18 protein-coding genes are annotated in these 19,277 nt (G+C 65.3%); 5 read left to right on the top strand and 13 right to left on the bottom strand.

All coding sequences use genetic code 11. The features are described from left to right. Window positions 1-47 precede the first annotated feature (47 nt). From ACVIHF_RS32685 to ACVIHF_RS32670, 4 genes are all read left to right on the top strand, one after another. Entirely contained in the window at window positions 48-914 is an 867-nt protein-coding gene (locus ACVIHF_RS32685) for a BKACE family enzyme (protein ID WP_057021261.1), read from the top strand. Between the two features lie 111 nt (window positions 915-1,025). Next, window positions 1,026-2,624 carry an AMP-binding protein gene (locus ACVIHF_RS32680; RefSeq protein ID WP_456793149.1) on the top strand — a complete coding sequence of 533 codons (1,599 nt, stop codon included), beginning with the start codon at window positions 1,026-1,028 and terminating at the stop codon, window positions 2,622-2,624. Continuing rightward, entirely contained in the window at window positions 2,624-4,240 is a 1,617-nt protein-coding gene (locus ACVIHF_RS32675) for an acyl-CoA carboxylase subunit beta (protein ID WP_456793148.1), read from the top strand. The genes ACVIHF_RS32680 and ACVIHF_RS32675 overlap by 1 nt, the downstream gene beginning before the upstream one ends. Further along, complete coding sequence (locus ACVIHF_RS32670) at window positions 4,237-6,216, top strand: acetyl/propionyl/methylcrotonyl-CoA carboxylase subunit alpha (protein WP_456793147.1); 1,980 nt, start codon at window positions 4,237-4,239, stop codon at window positions 6,214-6,216. The genes ACVIHF_RS32675 and ACVIHF_RS32670 overlap by 4 nt, the downstream gene beginning before the upstream one ends. A 129-nt stretch (window positions 6,217-6,345) precedes the next feature. On the opposite strand, the gene ACVIHF_RS32665 is transcribed toward ACVIHF_RS32670, so the two are convergent. The 10 genes from ACVIHF_RS32665 to ACVIHF_RS32620 form a co-directional block, all read right to left on the bottom strand. After that, window positions 6,346-7,341 carry an ABC transporter ATP-binding protein gene (locus ACVIHF_RS32665; protein ID WP_456793146.1) on the bottom strand — a complete coding sequence of 332 codons (996 nt, stop codon included), beginning with the start codon at window positions 7,339-7,341 and terminating at the stop codon, window positions 6,346-6,348. Then, window positions 7,338-8,351 carry an ABC transporter ATP-binding protein gene (locus ACVIHF_RS32660; protein ID WP_456793145.1) on the bottom strand — a complete coding sequence of 338 codons (1,014 nt, stop codon included), beginning with the start codon at window positions 8,349-8,351 and terminating at the stop codon, window positions 7,338-7,340. Before ACVIHF_RS32660 ends, ACVIHF_RS32665 begins: the two co-directional genes overlap by 4 nt. Next, the gene (locus ACVIHF_RS32655; RefSeq protein ID WP_310881126.1) at window positions 8,351-9,244 is read right to left on the bottom strand and encodes an ABC transporter permease; all 894 of its coding nucleotides are present in this window, start codon (window positions 9,242-9,244) and stop codon (window positions 8,351-8,353) included. The genes ACVIHF_RS32660 and ACVIHF_RS32655 overlap by 1 nt, the downstream gene beginning before the upstream one ends. A gap of 4 nt (window positions 9,245-9,248) precedes the next feature. Then, window positions 9,249-10,196, bottom strand: coding sequence for an ABC transporter permease (locus tag ACVIHF_RS32650; protein ID WP_456793144.1), 948 nt, complete (start codon window positions 10,194-10,196; stop codon window positions 9,249-9,251). Window positions 10,197-10,286: 90 nt separating this feature from the next. After that, window positions 10,287-11,882, bottom strand: a complete 1,596-nt coding sequence (locus ACVIHF_RS32645; RefSeq protein WP_456793143.1) for an ABC transporter substrate-binding protein — start codon at window positions 11,880-11,882, stop codon at window positions 10,287-10,289. Between the two features lie 176 nt (window positions 11,883-12,058). Continuing rightward, the gene (locus ACVIHF_RS32640) at window positions 12,059-12,325 is read right to left on the bottom strand and encodes a hypothetical protein (RefSeq protein WP_456793142.1); all 267 of its coding nucleotides are present in this window, start codon (window positions 12,323-12,325) and stop codon (window positions 12,059-12,061) included. After that, window positions 12,322-13,209: a TauD/TfdA dioxygenase family protein gene (locus ACVIHF_RS32635; protein ID WP_310881125.1), complete on the bottom strand. Its 888-nt coding sequence runs from the start codon at window positions 13,207-13,209 to the stop codon at window positions 12,322-12,324. The genes ACVIHF_RS32640 and ACVIHF_RS32635 overlap by 4 nt, the downstream gene beginning before the upstream one ends. 71 nt (window positions 13,210-13,280) lie before the next feature. Next, window positions 13,281-13,979 (bottom strand): DUF2270 domain-containing protein, encoded by a 699-nt coding sequence (locus ACVIHF_RS32630; protein WP_375166721.1) that lies wholly within the window; start codon window positions 13,977-13,979, stop codon window positions 13,281-13,283. Window positions 13,980-14,099: 120 nt separating this feature from the next. Next, the gene (locus tag ACVIHF_RS32625) at window positions 14,100-15,650 is read right to left on the bottom strand and encodes an AMP-binding protein (RefSeq protein WP_456793141.1); all 1,551 of its coding nucleotides are present in this window, start codon (window positions 15,648-15,650) and stop codon (window positions 14,100-14,102) included. Window positions 15,651-15,737: 87 nt separating this feature from the next. Further along, complete coding sequence (locus tag ACVIHF_RS32620; RefSeq protein ID WP_253606173.1) at window positions 15,738-16,892, bottom strand: iron-containing alcohol dehydrogenase; 1,155 nt, start codon at window positions 16,890-16,892, stop codon at window positions 15,738-15,740. A 456-nt stretch (window positions 16,893-17,348) separates the two neighbouring features. Between ACVIHF_RS32620 and ACVIHF_RS32615 the strand changes: the two genes are divergently transcribed. After that, window positions 17,349-17,654: a DUF6916 family protein gene (locus tag ACVIHF_RS32615; protein ID WP_253606175.1), complete on the top strand. Its 306-nt coding sequence runs from the start codon at window positions 17,349-17,351 to the stop codon at window positions 17,652-17,654. On the opposite strand, the gene ACVIHF_RS32610 is transcribed toward ACVIHF_RS32615, so the two are convergent. The 3 genes from ACVIHF_RS32610 to ACVIHF_RS32600 are packed head-to-tail and all read right to left on the bottom strand — an operon-like array spanning window position 17,636 to window position 19,265. Next, window positions 17,636-18,187 (bottom strand): GNAT family N-acetyltransferase, encoded by a 552-nt coding sequence (locus tag ACVIHF_RS32610; protein WP_456793140.1) that lies wholly within the window; start codon window positions 18,185-18,187, stop codon window positions 17,636-17,638. The two genes, ACVIHF_RS32615 and ACVIHF_RS32610, sit on opposite strands and share 19 nt — an antisense overlap. A 7-nt stretch (window positions 18,188-18,194) precedes the next feature. Further along, a complete protein-coding gene (locus ACVIHF_RS32605) occupies window positions 18,195-18,728 on the bottom strand; it encodes a phage tail protein (RefSeq protein WP_456793139.1) in 534 nt (177 codons plus the stop codon). Between the two features lie 12 nt (window positions 18,729-18,740). Beyond that, a complete protein-coding gene (locus ACVIHF_RS32600) occupies window positions 18,741-19,265 on the bottom strand; it encodes a phage tail protein (RefSeq protein WP_076834878.1) in 525 nt (174 codons plus the stop codon). Between the last annotated feature and the right edge of the window lie 12 nt (window positions 19,266-19,277).

The raw sequence follows: 19,277 nt of genomic DNA, 5'->3' as shown, positions 1-19,277 counted from the left end.
TGGCGAAATCAGCAGCGCATGTGCGCTGCAAAGCGGACAAGAGACCCATGAGCGACAAGGCCGTCATCACCTGCGCGCTGAACGGCGTGCTTACCGACCCGAAGCAGCACAACGTTCCGGTGACGCCGGAACAGATGGCGCGCGAGGCCAAGGCCGCGTTCAACGCCGGCGCCAGCATCATGCACATCCATCTGCGGCAGCAGGAGCCGAACAAGGGCCACCTGCCGTCGTGGGATGTCGGCGTCAGCAAGGAGATCCAGCAGGCGATCCGCGAGGCCTGCCCCGGCGTGATCATCAACCACACCACCGGTACCTCTGGCCCGAACTACCAGGGCGCGCTCGATTGCGTGCGCGAGACCAGGCCCGAGATCGCCGCCTGCAACGCCGGCTCGCTGAATTATCTGAAGGTGAAGGCCGACAACACCTGGGCCTGGCCGCCCATGATGTTCGATAACGCGGTCGAGAAGGTGCAGGACTATCTCGACGTGATGAAGGCGGCCGGCACCATTCCCGAATTCGAGTGCTTCGATGTCGGCATCGTGCGTTGCGTTGGCATGTACCGGCAGACCGGGATGTATTCCGGTCCGCTCGAATACAATTTCGTGATGGGCGTCGCCTCGGGCATGCCGGCCGATCCGGAGCTGTTGCCGATCCTCCTGAAGCTGAAGGCGCCGGAGGCGCATTGGCAGGTCACCGCGATCGGCCGCGCCGAGATCTGGCCGCTGCACCAGCGCGCCGCCGACCTCGGCGGCCATCTGCGCAGCGGGCTCGAGGATACGTTCTATCTCGGCGACGGCACCAAGGTTACGTCGAACGGGCAACTCGTCGAAGGGCTCGCCGCCTGCGCGCGCCGCGCCGGCCGCGAGATTGCGAGCCCGGCGGAAGCGCGGCAGATTTTTGGAACGCGACACTGACCGTCATTCCGGGGCACGCGAAGCGTGAACCCGGAATCTCGCGCCACACCTCTGGATTCCGGGTCTGCGCTTCGCGCATCCCGGAATGACGGAGCCCGGGAGGAGAAACGCATGCACAATCTCGCAGCAACCGGCGGCGTCACCGGGCCGGGTCGTATCGGCCGGGTCGCGATCGGCGACCTGTTGAAGCGCGCCGCGCGGCGGTTTCCGGATCGCATCGCGCTGACCGACGGCAGCAGGCAGGTCACCTTCACCGAACTCGAGCGCGACGCCAATCGCTTCGCCAATCATCTGGTGCAGCGCGGGCTGAAGCCGGGCGAGAAGATTTCGACCATCTGCAACAACTCTGTCGAATTCGTCAAAGCGCTGTTTGGCATTCACCGCGCCGGGCTGGTCTGGGTGCCCATCAACACCATGCTCGGACCGGCTGATATGGACTACATCCTCGGCCATGCCGAGGTGCGTTTCGCCATCATCGATGACGCCCTTCATGCCCAGGCCGACCGCCGCGCCGCACTGGAAGCGCGCGGCATGGAGATGATCGCGATCGATCTGACCGGCAATGCCGGCAAGACCGGATTGCAGGAGTTCAACGGTCTGCTGGAGGGACAGTCCGATATCGAGCCTGACATCGAGATCAACGACCGCGACCTCGCGATGATCATCTATACGTCAGGCACGACCTCGCGGCCGAAGGGCGCGATGCATTGTCACCTCGCCGTTGTCATGGCCGTGATGTGCAATTGTATCGAGATGCAGCTCTCGCGCGATGACGGGATCACCGGACAGTTTCCGCTGTTCCACTGCGCCGGCCACGTGCTGCTGCTCAGCTATCTCTCGGTCGGCGGCCGCATGGCGCTGATGCGCGGCTTCGATCCGGTCGCGTGCATGGAGGCGATCGTGCGCGACAATCTCACCGTGTTCGTCGGCCTGTCGTTGATGTATCAGGCGATCCTCGACCATCCGCGCCGGCGCGACTACGACCTGTCAGGCCTGCGCTGCTGCATCTACACCATGGCGCCGATGGGCAAGCCGCTGCTCGAGCGCGCCATGGCCAATCTCTGTCCGAACTTCGTGCTATCCAGCGGCCAGACCGAGATGTATCCGGCGACGACGATGTCCCGCCCGGAGGTGCAGCTCGACCGCTTCGGCAATTACTGGGGCGAATCGCTGATCGTCAACGAGACCGCGATCATGGACGACAACGGCAATCTGCTGCCGCGCGGCGAGATCGGCGAGCTGGTGCATCGCGGACCCAATGTGATGATGGGCTACTACAAGGACCCCAAATCGACCGAGGAGGCGCGCAAGTTCGGCTGGCACCATACCGGCGATCTTGCTTTGATCGACGGCAACGGCGAGGTGCTGTTCCTCGACCGCAAGAAGGATATGATCAAGTCGGGCGGCGAGAACGTTGCCTCCGTCAAGATTGAGGAGACGTTGCTGGCGCATCCCGCCGTGCAGAACGCCGCCGTGGTCGGCCTGCCGCATCCGCAATGGGGCGAGGCGGTCTCCGCCTTCGTCAAGCTGAAGCCCGGCGCGGTGGCCGACGAGGCCGGCATCGAGGCGCATTGCAGAAGGCATCTCGGTGGCTTCCAGGTGCCGAAGCTGGTGCGTATCCTCGAGGAGATGCCGATGACCGCGACCGGCAAGCTGCGCAAGGTCGAGTTGCGGCAGCAATACAGTGGGCATTTTGTGGAGCGCGCCTAGTGGCCATCATCGAGAACACGATTTCCACCGGCAGCGCCGCCTTCCAGGGCAATCGCGACGGCATGCTGGCGCTGATCACTCGGATGCGCGCGCTGGAGGAGCGGACGCGCGCGGCCTCCGCCGCGGCTAAGGACCGCTTCCACAAGCGCGGCCAGCTGTTGCCGCGGGAGCGCGTCGCGCTGGTGCTCGATCCCGGTTCGCCCTTCCTCGAACTGTCGACGCTCGCCGGCTACATGTTCGACGTGCCGGATGCGGACAAGAGCGTGCCCGGCGGCGGACTGGTCGCCGGCATCGCGTTCGTCTCCGGCATCCGTTGCATGGTCAGCGCCAATGATGCAGGCATCGACGCGGGCGCATTGCAGCCTCACGGCCTCGACAAGACGCTGCGGGTCCAGGAGCTCGCGCTGGAGAACAAGCTGCCCTATGTGCAGCTGGTCGAGAGCGCGGGCGCCAATCTGCTGCGCTACCGCGTCGAGGACTTCGTCCGTGGCGGCAACATCTTCCGCAACCTGGCGCGGCTGTCGGCGGCAGGGCTTCCCGTCGTTACCGTCACCCACGGCTCCTCGACCGCGGGCGGTGCCTACCAGACGGGCCTGTCCGACTACATCGTGATGGTGCGCGGCCGCACCCGCGCCTTCCTCGCCGGGCCGCCTCTGCTCAAGGCCGCCACCGGCGAGATCGCGACCGAGGAGGAGCTCGGCGGCGCCGAGATGCACACCCAGGTCTCGGGCCTTGGCGATTATCTCGCCGAGGACGACCGCGACGCGCTGCGCATCGCGCGCGACATCATGGCCAAGTTGCCTTGGGACCGGCCGGCACCGGCGCCGGCCGCGTTCAAACCGCCGCGTTACGACGCGGAGGAACTGCTCGGCATCATGCCGATGGACCACAAGCGTCCCGTCGACATGCGCCAGGCAATCGCGCGCTTCGTCGACGATTCCGACTTCACCGAGTTCGGCGCCAATTACGGTCCGGCGACGGTCTGCGGCCAAGCCCGCATCCAGGGGCAAGCGATCGGCATCATCACCAATAATGGCCCGCTCGACGTGCCCGGCGCCAACAAGGCGACGCATTTCATCCAGGCCTGCTGCCAGTCGCGCACGCCGATCCTCTACATGAACAACACCACCGGCTACATGGTGGGCCGGGCCTATGAAGAGGCCGGCATGATCAAGCACGGCTCGAAGATGATCCAGGCGGTGACCTCGGCGACAGTGCCGCAGATCACGCTGTATTGCGGCGCCTCGTTCGGCGCCGGCAATTACGGCATGTGCGGCCGCGGTTTCCACCCGCGCTTCTGCTTCTCCTGGCCCAACGCCAAGACCGCCGTTATGGGCGGCGAGCAGGCCGCCGAAACCATGGCGATCGTCACCGAAGCTGCCGCCGCGCGGCGCGGCAAGCCGATCGAGAAGGAGAAGCTCGACGCGATGAAGGCGCAGATCACCGGCGTGTTCGACAGCCAGATGGACGTGTTCTCGACCAGCGCCCGGGTGCTCGACGACGGCGTGATCGATCCGCGCGACACGCGGACGGTGCTGTCAGAGGTGCTTTCGATCTGCCGCGAGGCCGAGGCACGTAGCCCGCAGCGCATGCAGTTCTCGGTGGCGCGGCCATGAGCGGGGCAATCGTGAAGCGGACGCCGTTCTTCAAGATCCTGATCGCCAATCGCGGCGAGATAGCGCTGCGCATCATGCGATCGGCACGGCGGCTCGGCCATGGCGTCGTCGCGGTCTATTCGGACGCCGACCGTGATGCGCTGCATGTGCGCGAGGCCGACCAGGCGGTGCGGATCGGCGAGGCGCTGCCGGCGCAATCCTATCTGAAGATCGACACGATCATCGCCGCCGCCAAAGCGAGCGGCGCCGGCGCAGTGCATCCCGGCTATGGCTTCCTCGCCGAGAACGAGGATTTTGCGCGGGCCTGCCGCGATGCGGGTCTGGTGTTCATCGGTCCGTCGCCGGAAGCGATCCTTGCGATGGGCAACAAGGCCGGCGCCAAGGAGATCATGCAGAAGACCGGCGTGCCCTGCGTGCCCGGCTATCAGGGCGCCGACCAGAGCGATGCCGTGATGCTGGCGGAAGCGAGGGCCATTGGTTTTCCGGTCATGATCAAGGCGGTCGCCGGCGGCGGCGGCCGCGGCATGCGGCTGGTCACCGATGCGGCGGCATTTCCCGACGGGCTGCGCAGTGCGCGGTCGGAGGCGCAGGGCGCGTTCGGCGATCCCACCGTCATTCTGGAGCGCGCGATCGTCAATCCCCGCCACATCGAAATCCAGGTGTTCGGCGACCGCCATGGCAACGCCATCCATCTCGGCGAGCGCGATTGCTCGGTGCAGCGGCGGCACCAGAAGCTGGTCGAGGAGGCGCCGTCGCCGGCGGTGACGCCGGAGCTGCGCGCGCGGATGGGCGCGGTCGCGGTGCAGGCGGTCAAGGCGATCGGCTACGAGGGTGCGGGCACGCTGGAATTTTTGCTCGATCGCGCCGGAAATTTCTACTTCATGGAGATGAACACGCGGCTGCAGGTCGAGCATCCCGTCACCGAGGCGATCACCGGGCTCGATCTGGTCGAATTGCAGCTGCGTGTCGCCAGTGGCGCGCCGCTCGGCTTGACCCAGGAGGACGTCAAGTTCTCCGGCCATGCCATCGAGGTCCGGCTTTGCTCGGAGGATGCCGCGCACGAATTCATGCCGCAATCCGGCACGATGGCGCGGTGGCAGATGCCCGACGGTATCCGCGTCGAGCACGCGCTGCAGTCCGGCTCGGAGATTCCGCCGTTCTATGATTCGATGATCGCCAAGGTTATCAGCCATGGCACGACCCGCGAGGAGGCGCGCGGCAAGCTGATCTGTGCCCTGGAGCAGGTCACGGCCTTCGGCGTCACCACCAACCAGGGCTTCCTGATCGACTGCCTGCGCTACCCTGTCTTTGCCAGGGGCGAGGCGACCACGGCCTTCATCGGCGACAACCGCGATGCGCTGCTGGCGCCGCGGCCCGATCGCGGCAGCGATCTCGCGCTTGCGGCGCTGCTGCTCTACGTCACCAATCCGCACGCACCGCCACGGCAGCGCGGCCGGTCGCTCGCAGCGACATTCCCGCTCGGCCTGCGGATCGATCTCGGCAACGGCGTGCAGGAGATCGAGATTGTCCGCGAGCGCGACGGCAGCTACATCGCGACCCGCAACGGCGATCGCTTCAGCTTCGTGATCGACGAGCTCAGCCAGGACAGCATCCGCTTCCACCACGATGGGGTGATGGAGCATGCCCAATTCCTGCGCGATGGCGACCGGCTCCATATCCTGCATCGCGGCGTCACGCTGTCGGTGCGCGATCTCACCCTCGCGCCGCCGGAAAGCGCGACGGCGGCCGGCGGTGACGGCAAGGTCCGCGCCGCCATGAACGGCCGGGTCGTCGCGGTGCTGGTGAAGCCGGGCGACAAGGTCGCGGCCGGCCAGCCGGTGATGACGCTGGAAGCGATGAAGATGGAGCATGTCCACACGGCCGGCGTCGCGGGCACGGTATCGTCGATCGATGTCGCCGAGGGCGAGCAGGTGACGACGGGGAAGATCGTGGTGGAGATCGAGGCTGTCGCCTAACCGCTGTCGTCCCGGCGCAGGCCGGGACCCATAACCACCGCTGTATGTTGTTGGAGCAAGCTGTGGCCCCAGTTTGGCAAATCAACGGGCATTCGGGGTAATGGGTCCCGGCCTTCGCCGGGACGACATTTATGAGGCCGCTTGCCCCGTGCCGTCATTCAGCCAGCAGGCGACCTGATGCGCCGGGCCGGCCGCCTGCAGCGCCGGGCGTTCGGTCTTGCAGCGATCCATCGCGTAACGGCAGCGGGTGTGGAAGGCGCAGCCTGAGGGCGGGTTGATCGGGCTCGGGACATCGCCGTCGATCAGGGGAGCGGTGCGTTTCGCCTGCGGGTCGGCGATCGGTACCGAGGCGAGCAGCGCCTGGGTGTAGGGGTGGCGCGGATTGGCGAACAGCTCGTGCTTGTCGGCGATCTCGACAATGCGGCCCAGATACATCACCGCGACGCGGTGGCTGATATGGGCGACGACCGCCAGATCGTGCGCGATGAACAGATATGAGAAGTTCTGCTTGCGCTGCAGGTCGATCAGCAGATTGATCACCTGCGCCTGGATCGAGACGTCGAGCGCGGAGACCGGCTCGTCGCAGACGATCAGCCGCGGCCCGAGCGACAGCGCACGCGCGATGCAGATGCGCTGGCGCTGGCCGCCGGAGAACTGGTGCGGGAAATTCTTCATCTGGTCGGGCCGCAGGCCGACCTGCTGGAACAGTTCCGCGACGCGCTCCTGCTTCTTCGCGCCGGTCGCAAGACCATGCACAATGAGGGGCTCGCCGACGATGTCGCCGGCCGTCATGCGCGGATTGAGCGAGGCGAACGGATCCTGGAACACGATCTGCATCGAGCGCCGGTACGGCCGCAGCGCGGTCTTGCTGAGCGGCGCGATGTCCTCGCCATCCAGCTTGATGACGCCGCTGGTCGGCTCGACCAGCCGCAGCACAGTGCGCGCCACCGTCGACTTGCCGCAGCCGGATTCGCCGACCAGGCCGAGCGTCTCGCCAGCGCCGAGCGAGAAGCTGACGCCGTCGACCGCATGCACGGTGCCGACCTGCCGGCGCAGCACACCGCCGCGCACCGCGTAGTGCTTGACGAGGTCGGTCACCTCGAGGAGCGGGCGCTGTTCGGTCATGACGCCTCCGCCATCTCGCCGGCGCGCCAGCACGCGGCCCAGTGATTGCTCTTGATCTCGTCGAGCGGCGGATATTCCTGACGGCAGCGGTCGACCGCCAGCTTGCAGCGCGGCGCGAAGGCGCAGCCGGGCGGCAGCTTGGTCAGCGACGGCACCATGCCGGGGATTTCGGTCAGCCGCGCATCGGTCTTCGTGCCGAGCGCGATCACCGCCGGCATCGAGGCCATCAGTCCGCGGGTGTAGGGATGCAGCGGCGTCTCGAACAAGGATTCAACCGTCGCCTCCTCGACCTTCTTGCCGGCATACATCACGATCACGCGCTGCGCGGTCTGCGCGACGACGCCGAGGTCGTGGGTGATCAGGATCAGCCCGGTGCCGAGCCGCTTTTGCAGATCGACGATCAGCGCCAGGATCTGCGCCTGGATGGTGACGTCGAGCGCCGTGGTCGGTTCGTCCGCGATCAGGAGCGCCGGCCGGCACGCCAGCGCCATCGCAATCATCGCGCGCTGGCGCATGCCGCCGGACAGCTGATGCGGATATTCCTGCGCGCGGCGCTCCGGCTCCGGAATCCGCACCAGCCGCAGCATGTCGACCGCCTGCTTCCAGGCCTCCTTGCTGCTGACCTTCTGGTGCAGCCGCACCGCCTCAATGATCTGGTCGCCGATCCGCATCACCGGATTGAGTGAGGTCATCGGCTCCTGGAAGATCATCGAGATGCGGTTGCCCCTGATGTCGCGCATCGCGGCATCGTCGAGCTTCAGCAGATCGGTACCCTCGAGTGTCACCGAGCCGCCGACGATGCGGCCGGGCGGATCGGGCACCAGACGCATGATCGAGAGCGCGCTGACGCTCTTGCCGCAGCCGGATTCGCCGACGATCGCCAGCGTTTCGCCGCGGCGGACCGAGAACGAGACGTCGTCGACCGCGCGGAACAGGCCGGAGTTGGTGAAGAACACCGTCTGCAGGTTCTTCACCTCGAGAACCGTATCGAGCGTCTTGGCCTCGCTCATCAGCCGCGCTGCCTCGGATCGAGAATGTCGCGCAACGCGTCGCCGAACAGATTGGTGCCGAACACCGCAAGGCTGATCGCAATGCCGGGGAAGATCACCAGCCATGGCGCGGTGCGGACATATTCGGCGGCGGATTCGGACAGCATGCGACCCCAGGACGGATAAGGCTCGGGGATGCCGAGGCCAAGGAACGACAGCGACGCTTCGGTCAGGATGGTCGAGCCGAGCTGCGCGGTCGCGAGCACGATCAGCGGCGCGATAGTGTTGGGCAGCACGTGGCGCAGCGCGATCCGCATCTCGCTCATGCCGATCGATTTGGCGGCCTCGACGAACGGCTGCTCGCGCAGCGCCAGCGTGTTGGCGCGGATCACGCGCGCGACCGTCGGGATCAGGGGAATTGCGATCGCCAGGATCACGTTCGGCAGCGAGGGACCGAGCGCCGCAGTCATGACGAGTGCGAGCACCAAGAGCGGCAGCGACTGCAGGATGTCGGTCACCCGCTGGAACACGAGGTCAACCCAGCCGGAGAGATAGCCGGAGGCAAGGCCGACGATCACGCCGAGCGTGGCGCCGAGCGTCGTCGAGCCGATGCCGACCGCAAGCGAGATCCGGGCGCCATGGATGATGCGGCTCCAGACGTCGCGGCCGAAGGAGTCAGTGCCGAACCAGTGCAGCGCGGACGGCCCAGCCAGCCGGTGCGCGGAATCGACGCTGAGCGGATCGTAGCGGCTGATGACGTTCGCGAAGATCGCGGTCAGCACGAACAGCAGCATGATGACGAGGCCGACCGTGCCGAGCACATGGCGCTGCGCGAGGAACGCAAACCGTCCCCAGCCACCGGTGGCGTTGGCCCCGGCACGTCGCAATTCGCTGTCGAAATTGATCGTTGCCACGCGCTCAGTCTCCAAACCGGATACGTGGATCGATCGCCGCGTAGAGCATGTCGACGATGAAGTTCACCACCACCACGACGACGGCGATGAACATCACGAGGTTCTGCACGATCGGGTAGTCGCGCCAGCGCAACGCCTCGACCAGGAAACGGGCGATGCCGGGGATGTTGAACACGGTCTCGGTGACAATCAGGCCGCCGATCAGGAACGCGGCCTCGATGCCGATCACGGTGATGACCGGCAGCACCGCGTTCTTCAGGGCGTGGCGATAGTTCACGGAAGCCTCGGAGGCGCCCTTGGCGCGCGCGGTGCGGATATAGTCCTGGCGCAGGATCTCCAGCATCGAGGAGCGGGTGATGCGCATGGTGAGCGCCGCGCTGCGGAAGCCGACCGCCATCGCCGGCACCGCATAGATGGTCAGCGCCTCGAGCCAGGTTTTCGGGTTCGGATTGAAGATCGGCATGGTGCCGAACAGCGAGACCGAGGCCATCAGGATCAAGAGGCCGAGCCAGAATGACGGCAGCGACAGGCCGCTGAGGCTGACGACGCGCAGCGCATAATCGAGCCGTGAGCCCTGGTGGACGGCGCTGATGACACCGAGCGGAATGCCGATCGAGGCGGAGAACAATAGCGCCAACCCGGCAAGCCGCGCCGTGATCGGAATCCGCGGCAGGATTTCCTCCAGCGCCGGCTTTTCCGAGACGTAGGAATAGCCGAGATCGCCGTGCAGCAGGCCGCCGATCCAGTGCAGATACTGGATCACGATCGGCTGGCTGAGGCCAAGCTCGCGCTCGAGATTGGCCTTGTCGGCGGGATCGACGAAGCCCGCGGCGTCGAACAGGATGTCGACGATGTTGCCGGGAACGACGCGCAGCAGCACGAAGATGATGACCGAGATCCCGAACAGGGTCACCAGCATCAGGAACAGCCGCCGCACGATATAGGCAAACACCCTGGCTCTCTCCTTGATCCCGCCTGTGTCTTGTCTTCCGACGCGTTTCTTGACGCGAACCGGTATCCACTTCGCCCGAAAACGCTATGCCTACTTGTCCAGCCAGACGTCTTCGTAACGATAGCCGTTATAGGAGCTGTTGGACATGATCGTGACATTCTTCACGTAAGGCTGCCAGCAGGTGCCGGTGCGGGCATGGAAGATGATCGGACGCGCGACGTCTTCCTGCAGCTTCTTGTCGATCTCCCAGACCAGCTTCTTGCGCTTGTCGACGTTGGTCTCTTCCGACTGCTGGTCGAACAGCTTCTCGATCTCCTTGTTGCAATAGTTGGTGTAGTTCCGCTCCGAGCCGCAGGCATAGTTCTCGTAGAACGACTGGTCGGGCTCGTCGACGGCATTGCCGGTGAGGTTGAGGCCGAGCGAATAGTCCTTGCGGGCGATCTTCGGGAACCATTGCGCGGTGTCGACGACGTCGAGCTCGGCGTCGATGTAGATGCTCTTGATCTGGTCGATCAGGATGATCGCGGGATCGCGATAGACCGCGATGTTGCGGGTCGAGACCTTGATCTGCAGGTGCTTGTCCGGGCCATAGCCCGCCTTCTGCATCAGCTTGCGGGCTTCCTCGCGGTTCTTCTCGATGTCGGGACCGTAGCCGGGGATCTGCTCCAGCATCTCCTTCGGCATCGCCCAAAGCCCGTCCGGCGCCGGCTCCATGGTACCGCCGATGTCGCCCTGGCCTTCGAACATGATCTGGATGAACGCCTTGCGGTCGAGCGCCAGCGCCAGCGCGCGGCGGATGTCGAGATTGTCGAACGGCGGCGCGGTCGAATTGATGATGATGTTGGTGGAGACGTTGTTCGGTTCCACCACGCAGACCGCATTGGGCGCCTGCGACTTGACGTCCTTGAGCAGCGGGATCGAGACCTCGGTCGGGAACGTCATGTCGAACTTGCCGGAGACGAAGCCGAGGATCGCGGTCGAGCGGTTCGGGATGATGGTGAACTCGATACCGTCAAGATAAGGCAGGCCCTTCTTGAAGTAATCCGGGTTCTTGGTGAGCTTGATCGATTCGTTGGCCTTGAACTCGACGAACTTGAACGGGCCGGTGCCGACCGGCTTGGTGCGCATCTCGGCCGGCGACACATGGCAGGGATAGACCGGCGAGTAGCCCGAGGCGAGCAGCGACAGCAGCGCCGGCTGCGGCCGCTTCAGCTTGAACGACGCCTCATGGTCGCCGTTGGTCGTGACCTCTTCGACTTGCTCGTACCAGGACTTGCGCGGGTTCTGCCGGAACTTCTGCTGCGACTTGCCCATCAGCATGTCGAAGGTGCATTTGACGTCGGCGGCGGTGAACGGCTTGCCGTCGTGCCATTTCACGTCCTTGCGCAGCTTGAAGGTCAGCGTCTTGTTGTCGCCGCTCCAGGCCCAGCTTTCCGCAAGCTCGGGCCGGATCGTGCTGGTGCTGTTCTGGGCGATGTGCTGATCGAAGATGACGAGATTGTTGAAGATCGGCATGAACGGAACGTTCAGCGAATAGGTCGCGCCCTCGTGGATCGAGGCGCTGCCGGGGCTGTCGCGGTGATAGATCCTGAAGATGCCGCCCGGTTTCGGCTCGGCTGCGCGTGAAACGTCGCTGATGATCAGCACAGACAACACCGCGACGGCCAGCGCTTGCACGCTCCGCATGGTCCCCTCCCACATTTCGGTCTCAATGGCCGATTGGCATCGACGATACCACGGTGAGGCTGTCGGGCAACCGGCGAGGATCGCGCGGGGATTGGCAATTCGGATGACCCCACAACATTAAAATTTCCACGGATCGGGAATAATGGCTGTGATTGCGGGGAACCCGGGTTGTTTTGCTATGCAGCGGCGAAACTCCGTTTGAATTCGGTTGCCGACGCTGACGCGTGCGACGTGAAGCGCGCCGCAATCAGCGACAGTATGTCGCCGATCAAATCGCGATGTAGCCCCGTCATCCTGAGGCGCTCGCGGAGCGAGCCTCGAAGGATGAACGGCCACCAGCCGGGTCGTCGATCCTTCGAGACGAACGCAAGAGCGCGCGCCTCCAGCGACAAAGGCGAAGCCTTTGCGCGGGGATGACGGTTCACTAGGAACATCACGCTCACTCAGCCGCCTGCGGCGAGGGCAGGTGCATGTTGGCGACGCCATCGGCCTCGGTCGCCGAGATCGTGGTGCGAATCATCAGGCGGCCCTCATGCGCCGGCCAGGGGCGGCCGCGATGCATGGTGGCCCGGTTGTCCCACATCACGACGTCGCCCTGCTTCCATTGATGCAGATAGCTGACGCCGGGCACGGTCGCGGCTTCGGTCAATTGCTCGATCAGCGCCCTGCCGGCCTCGGCATCCATGCCCTCGACGCCATAGGCATGGGAGGCAAGATACAGCGCGCCGCGGCCGTTGACGGGATTGCGCCAGACCATCCGCCAGCATACCGGCGGCAGCGCGTCGACTTCTTCAGTCGTTGCGAGGCCGGTGGCCACCTTGCTGCGCGAATGCGCGTAGGAGTGCCAGGCGAACGCGTTCTCCAGCCGACTTGCCGCGTCCTTGTCGAGCCGCTCGAAGGCAAGCCGCATCGAGACGAATTCGGTCTCGCCGCCATGTTCAGGAATGATGCGCGCCGACAGGATCGAGGTCAGCGCCGGCACCTGCTTGAAGGAAGAGTCGGTGTGCCAGAGCTGGTTGGCCCTGGCGCGCAGCTGCTGCCGGTGATCGGATGGAACCACCTTGCCGTCGGGCCCGAAGGTCGAGAGGATCACGAAATGCGAACCGGTGCCCATCGAACCGACCTTGGTCACTTCGGGCGGACCGAACCGGCGCGAGAAGGCGAGCTGGATGTCGTCACTGACCTCCTGACCGCGGAACACCAGCACCGAATGTTCCTCGAACGCCGCGCGCACCGCCGCATAGGCGGTATCGCTGGCGGCAACGTCCGACAGCGTGACGCCGCGCAGCTCGGCACCGAAGCCAGGTTTCAGTGGGATCACTTCCATCGCAAGTCCTCCCTTTTCTTTGTTGTTGCGGCGAGGTTAGGGGAAAAGCCCGCCATCGGCAACGCGGCCCCTCAGCCCATTGCGATCAGATTGTGCCGCGTGCGCCGGTCGGCGACCTCGATGCGATGTGTAATGAAGGCGAACAGCGCCCAGCTGGAGTGGAAGGCGATACCGGCCAGAATCACGATGGTTCCTGGAATCGGACCGATCGAAGCGCGGTCCCAGATCGCGCCCATCGTGGTCAGCGGCAGCGGGTGGATCGCCAGCTTGCCGTAATAAGCGATGGCCTGGATCGCGAAGATCCAGCCATAGGTCCGTCGCAGGCGCCGGCCGATCGCTCTGACATAGCTGATGTGATAGCTGGGGCGGCGGTAGTCGTTGGCGAGCAGTTCGGTCCAGGCTGCGTTCGGTGTGGGGCCCTCGCCGCGGATCATCGGCGCGTAGAAATCGGTTTCGAGCAACCGCGCCCGGGCGCGCCAGACGTTGAAATAGCGATAGCGCCGCGCCTCGAATAGCAGGAACACGGTTACCAGCAGTCCGACCAGGACCATCGGCAAGGGCGAAGCCTCTGCGCTGCTATAGGTCGCCGACAGCGCGATCCCGGTCGTGACCACCGCCCAGTTGGTCGAGCTGTCGAGACGGGTGCGCCAGACCGTGCTGCGATAGACCTCGCCACGATAGAGATGGGCGAGTGCACCGATCTCGGCGGCAGTGAATTCGAGCCTTCCGGCCTGCACCGGCTCCGGCTCGCGCGGCTGGGGCGATGGCATGGCGGCCTCCGGCGAAGCTGGCTTACGATCCCGGAGCATAGCGCGAAATCCGCGCGACCGGCGAGTCCGTTGCGTCCGTCGGCTTGGTTGGCAGCATCAGTCTGGATGCCGCACCGCCGCTCACACGATCCGCGAGGTCTTGTTGCCCCAATAGCGGTCACGCAGCAGGCGCTTGTAGAGCTTGCCGGTCGGCAGCCGCGGCAGCTCGGCTTCGAAATCCACCGAGCGCGGCACCTTCTGGCGCGACAGCGCGCCGGCGCAGAACGCGATCAGTTCCTCGGCGAGGTCCGGCCCCGGCGCGATACCGTCGACCGGCTGCACCACCGCCTTCACTTCCTCGCCGAGATCGACATTGGGTACGCCGAACACCGCGGCGTCGGCGACCTTGGGATGGGTGATCAGGAGGTTCTCGCATTCCTGCGGATAGATGTTCACGCCGCCGGAGATGATCATGAAGGTGGCGCGGTCGGTGAGATAGAGGAAGTTGTCGTCGTCGACATAGCCGACGTCGCCGACCGTGCTCATGCTACCGTCGGGCGAGCGCGCCTCGCTGGTCTTGGCGGGGTCGTTGAAATATTCGAATGGCGTGGCGGTCTTGAACCACACGGTGCCCGGCGTTCCCTTGGGGCAGGGCTGCATGTTCTCGTCGAGGATGTGCAGATCGCCGAGCAGGACCCTGCCGACGGTGCCGCGATGCGCGAGCCACTCCTCGCTGTTGCAGGCGGTGAAGCCGAGCCCCTCCGTCGCGCCGTAATATTCGTGGATGATGGGACCCCACCATTTGATCATGTCGTCCTTGACCAGCGCCGGGCAGGGCGCGGCGGCGTGGATCGCGATCTCGAGGGTCGACAGATCGTAGCGGGTGCGAACCTCCTCGGGCAGTTTCAGCAGACGCGAGAACATGGTCGGCACCAGCTGGCTGTGGGTGATGCCCCATTGCTCGACCAGCTGCAGATAGCGCTCCGGGTCGAATCTCTCCATGATGACGACCGTGCCGCCCATCCGGATGGTGAGATTGACCGCGGCCTGCGGCGCCGAGTGGTAGAGCGGCGCCGGCGAGAGGTAGACCATGCCCTCGCGGTAGTGCCAAAGCTTGGTCAGGAAATCGAACAGCGGCAGGTTCTGCGACGGCGGCTGCTCCGGCAGCGGCCGCACGATGCCCTTGGGCCGGCCGGTCGTGCCGGAGGAATACAGCATCGCGGTGCCGGCAAATTCGTCCGCGATCGGCGTTGACGGCAGGCCTGCGGTGGCCTCTCGCAGTCCGACAATGCGATCGCTCTCGCTTTCGCCGTCGACCACGATGCAGAGCTCGACCCGCAGGCACTCCTTCAGCGCCTCGCGCGCGATGTCGAGCTTCAGCTTCGAGGTGATCAGGATCCGCGACTGGCTGTTGGTCAGGATGTAGGCGAGTTCGCCCGCGGTGAGGTAGGAGTTGACGCAGGTGAAGTAGAGCCCGGCGCGCTCGCCGGCGCCGCAGGCCTCGAGGTAGCGGTTGTTGTTCTCCATGAAGATCGAATAATGATCGAGCCGCCGCAGCCCCTGCTTGCGGAACAGATGCGCGAGCCGGTTGGAGCGCGCCTCGAGTTCACGATAGGTGACGGTCTCGCCGGTCCCGGCCATGATGAAGGCGGGTTGCAGCGGGCGCAGGTAAGCATGCTTGCCGGTGTACATCGAACTCCAGATCCCCCTTGATCGTGCTTGTTCTTGTTTGACGCGTTTTCTTCACGCGAACCGGTACCCACTTCGCTCGAAAGCGCTCTATGCAGCCATCTCCAGAATCTCGCGAACCTGGGATGGATCGTCGATCTTGCGCGGATTGCGCGGCACCCAGGGCGTTCGCATCGCTTGCTTTGCGATGCGGTCGAAATGCTCGGAGCCGACGTGGACCTCCTGCAGGCTGCGCGGCATGCCGAGGTCGCGGATGAAGCGGTCAAGCACGTCGCCGGCGTCCGCGCCCGCATGTCCCATTGCGGCCGCGACCAGCGCCTGCCGGTCGGCATTGTCGCGCTTGTTCCAGCGCATCACCGCGGGCAGCATCACGCACGAGGTATAGCCGTGCGGCACGTCGAATTCGGCGCCGAGCACGTAGCCGATGCCGTGGCTCGCGCCCATCGGCACACCCGAGGCGAGCGGGCCGGTGGAGAGCCAGGTGCCGATCTGGCAATCCATTCGCGCCGAAATATCCTTCGGGTCGGCTTTCACCCGCGGCAGGCCGGCTGCCAGCATCTCGAGTCCCTTCAGCGCCTGCGCGTCGCCGTAAGGATGCGCCTCGCGCGAGCAGATGCCCTCGACGCAATGGTCGACGGCACGGATGCCGGTCGACAGGAACAGCCATTCCGGCGTGTGCACCGACAGTTCCGGATCGAGGATGGTGGCGCGCGGCATCACCAGCGGATGGCGCAACATCTCCTTCTGCCGCTTGGCCTCGTTGGTGACGCCGGCGATCGACGAGAACTCGCCACCGGCGATGGTGGTCGGCACGCTGATCTGGCGCACGGTCGGTGGATTCATCGCGGGCGAGACGCCGCCATGGGTGCGGATCGTCTCGATGCCGTCAGCCGTCGTGACGTTGTTGGCGAGGCAAAGCTGCACCGCCTTGGCGCCGTCGGTGATCGAGCCGCCGCCGATCGTGACGATCAAATCCGCTTTCGCGCTGCGCGCCTGTTGCGCCGCCGCGATCACCGCGGCGCGCGGCGTATGCGCCGGCATCTTGTCGAAGGTGCCGACGCAGCGGGGCCCAAGCGCCGCGCGAACCTTCTCGATCTCGTCGGTCTCGCGGTTCAGCGTGCCCGACACCATCAGAAAGGCGCGCTCGGCGCCAATCCGGTCCAGCTGCTCGACGATGGCCTCACGCGCGGGCCGCCCGAACACGACCTCGTCCATGGCGCCGAATACGACACGGCCTTGATGCACGCGCCTGTCCTCCCTCAACACGGTCTGCCTTGCTGGCGGCCCTTTGCGGCGAGGTTAGCGGAGGAAATCGGGGCCGTCATCAGGGCTCTGGGCCGGTGGCTGGTATGGTCGTGCTGCCTATTCCGCTGTCGTCCCTGCGAAAGCAGGGACCCATACGCCGCGGCGTTCCTTGTTGAAGGGACTCATCATTCCAGCCTCGCTCGCTAATGACCACTCGTGGTTATGGGTCCCTGCTTTCGCAGGGACGACAGCGAATGTGTGGCAGGCTTGTGAGCCATGCGTCCGCATCCTCGCCGCGCAAAGCGTCCGAGTCTTGCGTTTACTTGCCCCCTGTCGAAGCAGAGAGCGCAGGCAAAGCCGGGTGCCGATCTCGCGCTGCGCTGCCCGTCAGGTCCTTTTTGTCGCGCGAGGCGGCACGCGGCGTGCTACAGCTTCGGGACCAACCAGGGCGTGCACATGACATCCACCGTCGATCTCGCGAAACTGCATATTGACGACTTCACGCCGCATCAGGATGCGGAGTTCGAGATGCAGGCGGAGAGGGATCGCGTCGTGCCGCTGAAGCTCGCCAAGGTCGAGCCCGTGGGCAACAGCGGCCGGCCGGGCGGCGCGTTCTCGCTGCTGTTCACGGCGCCGAAGGCCGCGTGGCTGCCGCAGGCGATCTATCCGGTGCGGCATCCGGCATTGGGCGTGATCGAGATGTTCCTGGTGCCGATCGGTCCGGTCGCGCACGGCAATGGTTATCAGGCGATCTTCACCTGACGCTCTGCCGCCCGCCAGCGCATCAGGTCGTAGACGCCCTTGTCTTCCTCGGTGATGAAGCCGAGCCGCCGGTAGAGCCGCATCGCCGGGTTGAGCTTCTCGACATGGATCGAGACATCCTTGCCGGCGGCCGCCGCCTCGTCCATCGCGTCGCGCAGCAACGCTTCGCCGTAGCCCCTGCCGCGATGCTCCGGTAGGAAGGCGATGTCGATGATGCGGTGCTGGCTCGGCCAGCGTTCGAGATAGAACCGGCCGACGTCTTCACCACCCTGGCGCGCGATCACCAGCCAATCGGCGTTCGGATAGTGCTGCTGGTAGTGCGCGTGCTGGGCGCGGAATTGCTGTTCGAGAAAGGCGGCCTTGTCGGCCTCGCTCCACGGCACCGGCGCAAGTTCTTCGGTGCGCGTCGAGGCATAGAGGCGGCTGAGGAACGGCAGGTCCGCCTCCGACAGGCGGCGAAAGCCGCAACCGACTTCGGCCGCGCGCGCCCAGCCGAACGCGGGCATGATGGTGCCTGGCGCTTCGAGAGCCAAAACGAGCTCAGCCTCGCGCCGGGAAGACGCCCTGCAGTGCGATGCAGAAGTTCAGCGTGAGGTAAGGTTGCATGTTGTTGTGCGGAAGGTTGCCGCCCGTCATGCCGATCATGGTGGCGTTCATCTGCGACAGTGTTGGCGCCGGGCTCCCGGGCACGTAGGCGAACGCGTTGGCCGATTTGCCGAGGATGCGGGTCGGGCTCGGGACTTGAACGTCGGCCGTGTCCTGCGTACCGACGTTCACGGGGTGGTTGTGCTGCGGTATCTGGTTTTGCAGCAGCGTCACATTGGGGGAGCCGATGGTCTCGCCGAGGTCATACAGCGACAGCCCCGGGCCCTGTCCGGGCGCCAGCGGCGCGTTGCCCTGCATGTTGGGAAGCGCGAAATTCGAGGTGCCGTTGCCGCCATAGGTGACGCCGAGCAGCGAAAACAGCGCCGTGTTCTGCGAGATCGGCAGGATCTGGCCGCTGCAGAAGGCCCAGCCCTTGGGAGCGAAGTTGAACGGAAAGATGCGGATTTCGGCGACGAAGGGGTCGGCCATGGTGTCGCGCTCCTAACCCTGGCTCGGGAAAATGCCGGACAGCGAAATGATGAAGGTGACGCAAAGCAGCGGCTGCAAATTGCTGTGCGGCAGGTTTCCGCCGGTATTCGTCAGCATTCCGCCTGCCATGGGCCCGTCGGGCGGCTGGCCGTCGATATACATCGCGATTGTGCCGGTCGTCTGATCGAGAATATTTCCCTGCGGGTTCGACGCGGTGCCGGTCTGCTTCGCGGCGATGAAGGCGTGCGAATGCTGCGGGATCGTCTGCGTCGTGAGTGTTACGTTTTCGACGCCGCCAGTCTGCCCCATGGCATAGGTCGTGCCGCTGCTGGCGGTGCCCGTGTGGATTGGCACACGGCCGCGCAGATCGGGGACCGCGAAGGTGGATTGGCCATCGCCGCCATAGGTGGTGCCGATCAGATTGAACAGCGCGTCGTACTGGGAGATCGCCAACAGGCTGCCGTCACAGAAATTCCATCCGACCGGGGCAAAGCTGCCGCCGAACATACGGATTTCGCCTAAATAGGATTCTGACATCGGCGCTTCTCG

Source organism: Bradyrhizobium sp. USDA 4506, from assembly GCF_054058795.1.
This window is presented reverse-complemented; position numbering and strand designations above follow the sequence as displayed.

What these genes read in the sequence shown, in the direction of transcription:
- ACVIHF_RS32630 (WP_375166721.1), bottom strand. Translation starts at nt 13,979, where the DNA reads ATGCCATCGCCCCAGCCGCGCGAGCCGGAGCCGGTGCAGGCCGGAAGG.
- ACVIHF_RS32670 (WP_456793147.1), top strand. Translation starts at nt 4,237, where the DNA reads ATGAGCGGGGCAATCGTGAAGCGGACGCCGTTCTTCAAGATCCTGATC.
- ACVIHF_RS32615 (WP_253606175.1), top strand. Translation starts at nt 17,349, where the DNA reads ATGACATCCACCGTCGATCTCGCGAAACTGCATATTGACGACTTCACG.
- ACVIHF_RS32665 (WP_456793146.1), bottom strand. Translation starts at nt 7,341, where the DNA reads ATGACCGAACAGCGCCCGCTCCTCGAGGTGACCGACCTCGTCAAGCAC.
- ACVIHF_RS32605 (WP_456793139.1), bottom strand. Translation starts at nt 18,728, where the DNA reads ATGGCCGACCCCTTCGTCGCCGAAATCCGCATCTTTCCGTTCAACTTC.
- ACVIHF_RS32635 (WP_310881125.1), bottom strand. Translation starts at nt 13,209, where the DNA reads ATGGAAGTGATCCCACTGAAACCTGGCTTCGGTGCCGAGCTGCGCGGC.
- ACVIHF_RS32685 (WP_057021261.1), top strand. Translation starts at nt 48, where the DNA reads ATGAGCGACAAGGCCGTCATCACCTGCGCGCTGAACGGCGTGCTTACC.
- ACVIHF_RS32680 (WP_456793149.1), top strand. Translation starts at nt 1,026, where the DNA reads ATGCACAATCTCGCAGCAACCGGCGGCGTCACCGGGCCGGGTCGTATC.
- ACVIHF_RS32660 (WP_456793145.1), bottom strand. Translation starts at nt 8,351, where the DNA reads ATGAGCGAGGCCAAGACGCTCGATACGGTTCTCGAGGTGAAGAACCTG.
- ACVIHF_RS32645 (WP_456793143.1), bottom strand. Translation starts at nt 11,882, where the DNA reads ATGCGGAGCGTGCAAGCGCTGGCCGTCGCGGTGTTGTCTGTGCTGATC.
- ACVIHF_RS32600 (WP_076834878.1), bottom strand. Translation starts at nt 19,265, where the DNA reads ATGTCAGAATCCTATTTAGGCGAAATCCGTATGTTCGGCGGCAGCTTT.
- ACVIHF_RS32625 (WP_456793141.1), bottom strand. Translation starts at nt 15,650, where the DNA reads ATGTACACCGGCAAGCATGCTTACCTGCGCCCGCTGCAACCCGCCTTC.